The organism is Pontibacter ramchanderi, assembly GCF_002846395.1.
Classification (GTDB): domain Bacteria; phylum Bacteroidota; class Bacteroidia; order Cytophagales; family Hymenobacteraceae; genus Pontibacter; species Pontibacter ramchanderi.
This window is the reverse complement of the sequence record NZ_PJMU01000008.1, coordinates 1-5,717: the sequence shown is the minus strand read 5'-3', so window position 1 is coordinate 5,717 and position 5,717 is coordinate 1. Positions and strand designations below refer to the sequence as shown.

Here is a 5,717-nt window from a genome sequence, read left to right as displayed (position 1 = left end):
TGAGTTTACGGAGGACATAGTATAAAAACTGGCTACAACACAACACAGGCATCATGTTCGGCTTATGCCTCACCCGTTGCCTGTCCGAGACCGTTCTCAGTAATCATAAGTATGAAATTTCTCTTCTTCACCTGTGTCTTTGTAATGTTAATGGCATTGGGCTGTAAAGCACAGAGTTACACAATGGAAGATTTGAAGAAATTCATTGAAGCGAAGTATAGTATAAAGCCAGACACCTTAGATATATGTCCCAATTTGATTATTGATGGTATACCATATGAAACAGCAGACATAGTAAATGGGAAAAAGCAGCTGACTTCTAAAGACCTTAAACTCTTTAAGCTCATAGAACAGGAAGTACTTTTTCATCACAAAGTATGCGATTGGATTCTTTTGTTGGGGAGCGAAGTTACCCAAAAGCACAAAGAAAAAAAGGAGTTGCTCAATTCACTCAAAGCTAACCTCAATGCTCATGTGCCTGAATTGATTATCAGAGACTTCAAGTGTGATAGTTGTATGGCAGTTGTGGTTAATGGTAAATTGTTAGGAGAACTTGAGAGCAAGCAGTTCTTGAGCAGACTAAAAGTAAATAAAGTGGAGTATATATCTTTCTATGAAGCTGCAAATCCCGACTATTATGGTTATCGGGCAAAGAATGGATTGATGGAAATATACCTGAAAGAATAACTTCTGAGAACACGGCACATAAGCCAAGCTTCGGCTACGCCTTGCTCGCTTTATGTACTAATTCGTTCTGTGTAATTTCAAGTATGAAAAATGATAAGCTAAAGATAGAACTTGGAACACCAGAACATGGTTGGCTTCCTGTAAAAATAGCTTTCAATGACTTCAGGTTAGAATTTGAAGCTTCTGACGTTCCAGCTAATCCGATTGACCAGTTGATTTCGTCTTTGAGAAGTGTAATCAAAGGAATGAAAGCAGATGTGTGGTGGCATTTAGAGCCTGAAGGTTACTATTTCGAGCTTGAAAAGTTAAGTGATGAATACACTTTGAGCATATCTTTTGCGAAGTCAGAAAGCTCTAAGAGGGAATTGGTACTTAAGGTAAATGGAAGTTATGAATCTCTGATTTTGCCAGTTTATCGTGCAATCAAGAAGTTTGCTGACCATAAACATGATACGCATGATTGGCCTCCAACGGATAATACAGCGTTAGAAAGATTAGTCGAATTAGTAAAAGGAAGAAAAACTTCACAGAACCACACCTAAACTTTAGCTACGCCACAGTTTAGGCCAGTACGTTGTATGCAATAAAAAATTATGAAAACAAGCAGTCTCATACTATACTTCCTGCTATTCTTAGCCATCCCTTCTAAGGCACAAGAGTTGTATCGGTTGTCTGGAACTGTGAATGCCTGTTATAACAAGAACTACAAAGCGGCTGTCTCAGATATGTCCGTCAGGATAACTCTGCGCTCTATAGATAATAAGGAGGAGTACTCTACTACTGTGGACAGTGAAAGAAACTTCTCTATTGGCAATTTGCCCGCTGGAAACTACATACTTGCAGCTTCTTTTCTAGGTTTATTCGACAATGACACCACAATTGTTGTTGTTGATCAAAACCTGCACACCGTTACGTTCTGTGTTGACAGAGTTTACAGACCAGCTCCTGTTGATTCTGTTGAAAAATATAGGCAGCAGGCTATCGCAGACATTATTCATGGAACCGCAAAAATCTATGAGTGGACACCGTGGTCTATCACTAAAGATCCATTTGCGAAACTCAATCCCAAGGTGAAGAAGAAGTATGGCTATGAGTATGAAATGATGAGCTGCGTAAGAGAGCTGACAAGGGAAGAGATTGTGCAAGTCAAGCTGTGGCAGGTGTACAATGAAGTGGTGTATCAGCATTTGGCAAAACTGCATGGACAGCTATGGCGCCACAGTATAAAACACGAACGGCAAAAGCTGTTAAAAGAATAACAACATACAACAAAATATAGCAGTTATACCTCGGCTGACGCCTCGCCATCTGCTATACCAGCACGTTAGGGTAAAGTAAAAAAAGGAATAAAATGAAAAAGCTATCTTATTTTACTGTATTGTTAGGTCTATTCCTTTCGCTTCCAACTTTCGGGCAAAGAATGGAGAAAGACTCGTTCACCACCCCTGATAAAAAGGAAATCGGTTATGATATACTTTCTTTCACTGACTTTGGAGTAGCGACTTTTATAATCATCATACCAACTGACGAGAAGCATAAGCATGATTTAATGTCACTTTTGAAGAAGCAGAAGGGCTTAAGCAAATACAGCATGCAGTTCTATATTCCAAACCCTGCACTAGGTACAGGGAATGCTGAAAAGGAAATAGAGAACTTTGCTGGATTGGTTAAATACATAACAGGGAGAAAGAAGCTGGTGGACGCTGACCTTTATATTATCGCTCCTGAAAGTAAAAAGTACTTGCTAGATAATTATGTCGCTCTCATACAATCTGGTGATGAAAAGTATAGAAAGCACCACGTGCCTAAGGAGACAATTGCCCTAAGTAAATACTTCACTTTAACAAATGAATACTTAGTAAAACTCGGGAAGAAAAACTAAAATACCTATTCCCTAACCACACCTATACGGCAGCTACGCCACCGCATAGCCCAGTCCGTTAGCGGAAAGGCTACAAGAAGAAATAGGAAAATGAAATGTGAAGCTTGTATACTTAGAGAAGTTGAAGTAGAAGTGTCTCCGAATGAAGATTTAGGAGGCAGTATATGGGACACTTATCCTGTTTACAATCCTTACCGAGTATGTGCTGAATGTTATAATCGTCTGATAAATTTCGCCTTGCGACCATTGGAATTGTTTAATATAGTTGCTACTCATGGACATAGCCACTATTTGCACGATGACTTTTATGATTATCAAACAGGAGAGGCGACCCAACCGCACATTGAAGTAATAGACGCTGACAAATTTACATTTCCAGACTTTGAACGAATCAAAAATGACTTAAACAGATTAATTGATTTTTCATTCGTACAGCATTTTACTGAAGACTATGTGATAAGTCAGCTTAAACAGTTTGACAAGCATGAAGTGCTGGCAAGTTTACAAGAAAGGGTAAGATACAACCGAGCGATTAATTACAAAGCTTATATAGTTGCAGGAAGAGTAGTTGGTCGTGCAGCAGAAGAATGGATAAAAGAAGAATGGGCAAACCGACAAGAAAATGAACTCTATCTATTTGCTGAACCTATCGCAAAGTGTATTGAGTTCGACAAAGCGTTTGAAATAATATCGAGAGAGTTAGAAAATGGAGACGATAGATTTCTTTCTGAAAATGTTTCCGCACTTCTATACTTTCAAAGTGACAAGACCCTTGACTGGATTGAGGGAGTCAGCAGCCGAATCAAAAATGTATCTTCTGCTTGGGGGCAACTTGCAGCAAGTTCACAGTTCAGTTGGGACAGAGCAAACAAATGGTTGGCAATAGGGCGACCTTTAAGTTTAGTGGCGCTTGACGCTTTAATATTTTGTACGACAACTGGTGAGAGGTTGAATCAGTCGTTATGGTTGCGAAATCTTCAACCGAAGTTAGTAGATAACCCAAAACCAGAGACAGTTGCTAAAAGGCTCCAAGATTACCTTCAAAATGATAGAGTGCCTAGGACAAAAGCTGCTGTCGAGAATATCATCAACAATATGTTTGAGATAGAACTTTAAAAAGCCCTAAACGCTAACACTGCCTTTACGGTAGCTGCGCCACCGCAAAGCCCAGTCCGTTAGCGGTAAGAGAAAGTATAGAATGAAAACGAACGAAGAGAAAGACAGACAAAAACAGTTGAAGGCAGAACTTAAAAGGAAGGAGAAAGAAAACTTCTTGAGCAGCCTCCCTATGTCTACTGAACAGTTTAATGAACTCTTTGATTACCTTGACGAACAGCTTGAACAGGAAGGATGTGACGATACACTATCTCTAACAGAATCATACTTGGATGAACAAGGAATTAAGCATGAAAATGTAATTGCATGGCTTGAAGAAAACGGTGGTTATTGCGATTGTGAAGTTCTTGCCAATGTGGAAGAAAAATTTGAAAACCTATAAGAACTCCTTCCTCTAACCCTGCACAGGCTTTAGTCTCGGCTATGCCTCACCATAGCCTGTACCAACCGTTAGGGTGCAAAACCACTATAAAATTTCTCTCCCGCAAGTATAAAATTCTTTGCATAAGTTATCTTTTAAGATAACTTTGTCGTATGACAAGACAAATCATCTTTCATGGGGATTACTTCCTTGACTTTTACCAAAGCCTTGACGCTAAAGTAAAGACCAAAATTCAGTACGTGTTAGAATTGATCAAGCAGGTTGAAAGGGTGCCGGTAAAGTTCCTTGCCCCGATGAGCGGGTACGAAGGGCTTTACGAAGTAAGGGTGGAGTATCAGTCTAACATTTATAGAATTTTCTGTTGCTTCGACGAAGGAAGGCTGGTAGTGCTCTTCAATGGTTTTCAGAAGAAGACACAGAAAACACCCAAGGAAGAATTAGAGAAGGCAATGCGACTGAAAAGCGAGTATTTTAAATTTAAAGGAAAATAGCCATGACCGATTATAAAGGAATCAAAACATTTGACGAGCTGATTGAAAGAGAGCACGGCAAAATTGGGACAGAGAGCCGCAACAAATATGAAGAAAGTGCCCAGATGTTTATCGTGAGCGAGATGTTAAAAGAAGCCAGAAAAGAGGCGAAACTAACACAGGAGCAGTTGGCTGAAAAAGCAGGGACCAAGAAGAGCTATATCTCAAGAATCGAAAACGCGAGAGGCGATATACAGCTTTCCACCTTGATCAGGATATTTGAAAAGGGGCTAAATAAGAAAATTGGTTTGACCTTCCTGTAGAAATTGCGCACCCTAACCCGGTACAGGCTCCATACTCGGCTACGCCTCGTTCACAGCCTGTACTAACCGTTGGCAGTAATATATTTAAAAAGAAAAGATAATTTTTATTGCAGCTAACAATAATAACAGGACCATTTCTGAAGATAAAATGATTTAAACATATTCAATTCTATTTCTATGAAGTACTTGTTAATTTTTTCTTTGTTAGCTGTCATAGTTTCAGGATGTGATACACCTGTATGCTGTGATCCTGGGCCACCTAATTTTTTTGCAGTAATTCGCACAAGTGAAGGTACTGATTATCTTACCTCAAATGCTGGAAAGCCAATCGACCTGTATTATGACGGGGAGAATAAGGATGATGAAAAGACTGACGTACACCCAATCATTTTCTTACAAGGTGACACCACCAAGCTAGAATGTATAAATATTACCTCTGTCAGTATGAATGGTATCAAAACGTTCTACCTGAAAGTTGGAAGCGATATAGATACGCTTTATGTGGATGTAGATAAAAAGAGAAATTTTAAGTCGGTTCATTTTAACGGTCAGCCTGCTCAAGAGATCACCAGCCGTAAAGCAGGTTCTTTTTGGCTCATGAAAAAAAAATAACAATGAAAGGGCATGCTCTAACTATCGAGTATATTCCTTCTTTTACCTCAGTATTTTTTTAGAAAGTACAGAAGAAATCAGAAAATAACTTCTGCCAACAAAGTGCATAATTTAGGTTCGGCTACGCCTTCCCACATTATAGCACGAACACGTTGGGTTTAAACGAATGTATAGACTAGAACTTTTGTAATCAATGTTATCCTTCGCCACTAAAACATGATGGTATATGAAAACACTAAGCATAG

Annotated in this window: 9 protein-coding genes; all 9 read left to right on the top strand. The window is 39.2% G+C overall.

Annotation, left to right across the window (positions count from 1 at the left end; translation table 11 throughout):
* Positions 1-111 precede the first annotated feature (111 nt).
* The 9 genes from BD749_RS19105 (at position 112) to BD749_RS19065 (ending at position 5,472) form a co-directional block, all read left to right on the top strand.
* Positions 112-687, top strand: coding sequence for a hypothetical protein (locus BD749_RS19105; protein WP_143741290.1), 576 nt, complete (start codon positions 112-114; stop codon positions 685-687).
* Between the two features lie 83 nt (positions 688-770).
* Positions 771-1,229: a hypothetical protein gene (locus BD749_RS19100; RefSeq protein ID WP_101447498.1), complete on the top strand. Its 459-nt coding sequence runs from the start codon at positions 771-773 to the stop codon at positions 1,227-1,229.
* A 51-nt stretch (positions 1,230-1,280) separates the two neighbouring features.
* Positions 1,281-1,946 (top strand): carboxypeptidase-like regulatory domain-containing protein, encoded by a 666-nt coding sequence (locus tag BD749_RS19095; protein WP_101447496.1) that lies wholly within the window; start codon positions 1,281-1,283, stop codon positions 1,944-1,946.
* A gap of 92 nt (positions 1,947-2,038) precedes the next feature.
* A complete protein-coding gene (locus tag BD749_RS19090; protein ID WP_101447494.1) occupies positions 2,039-2,569 on the top strand; it encodes a hypothetical protein in 531 nt (176 codons plus the stop codon).
* Between the two features lie 90 nt (positions 2,570-2,659).
* Positions 2,660-3,685 (top strand): hypothetical protein, encoded by a 1,026-nt coding sequence (locus BD749_RS19085; protein ID WP_143741289.1) that lies wholly within the window; start codon positions 2,660-2,662, stop codon positions 3,683-3,685.
* Between the two features lie 82 nt (positions 3,686-3,767).
* Positions 3,768-4,067 (top strand): DUF2695 domain-containing protein, encoded by a 300-nt coding sequence (locus BD749_RS19080; protein WP_101447490.1) that lies wholly within the window; start codon positions 3,768-3,770, stop codon positions 4,065-4,067.
* 152 nt (positions 4,068-4,219) lie between these two features.
* Entirely contained in the window at positions 4,220-4,558 is a 339-nt protein-coding gene (locus BD749_RS19075; protein WP_101447488.1) for a type II toxin-antitoxin system RelE/ParE family toxin, read from the top strand.
* A 2-nt stretch (positions 4,559-4,560) separates the two neighbouring features.
* Complete coding sequence (locus tag BD749_RS19070; RefSeq protein WP_101447486.1) at positions 4,561-4,860, top strand: helix-turn-helix domain-containing protein; 300 nt, start codon at positions 4,561-4,563, stop codon at positions 4,858-4,860.
* Positions 4,861-5,037: 177 nt separating this feature from the next.
* The gene (locus BD749_RS19065; RefSeq protein WP_101447484.1) at positions 5,038-5,472 is read left to right on the top strand and encodes a hypothetical protein; all 435 of its coding nucleotides are present in this window, start codon (positions 5,038-5,040) and stop codon (positions 5,470-5,472) included.
* The last annotated feature ends 245 nt before the right edge of the window (positions 5,473-5,717 follow it).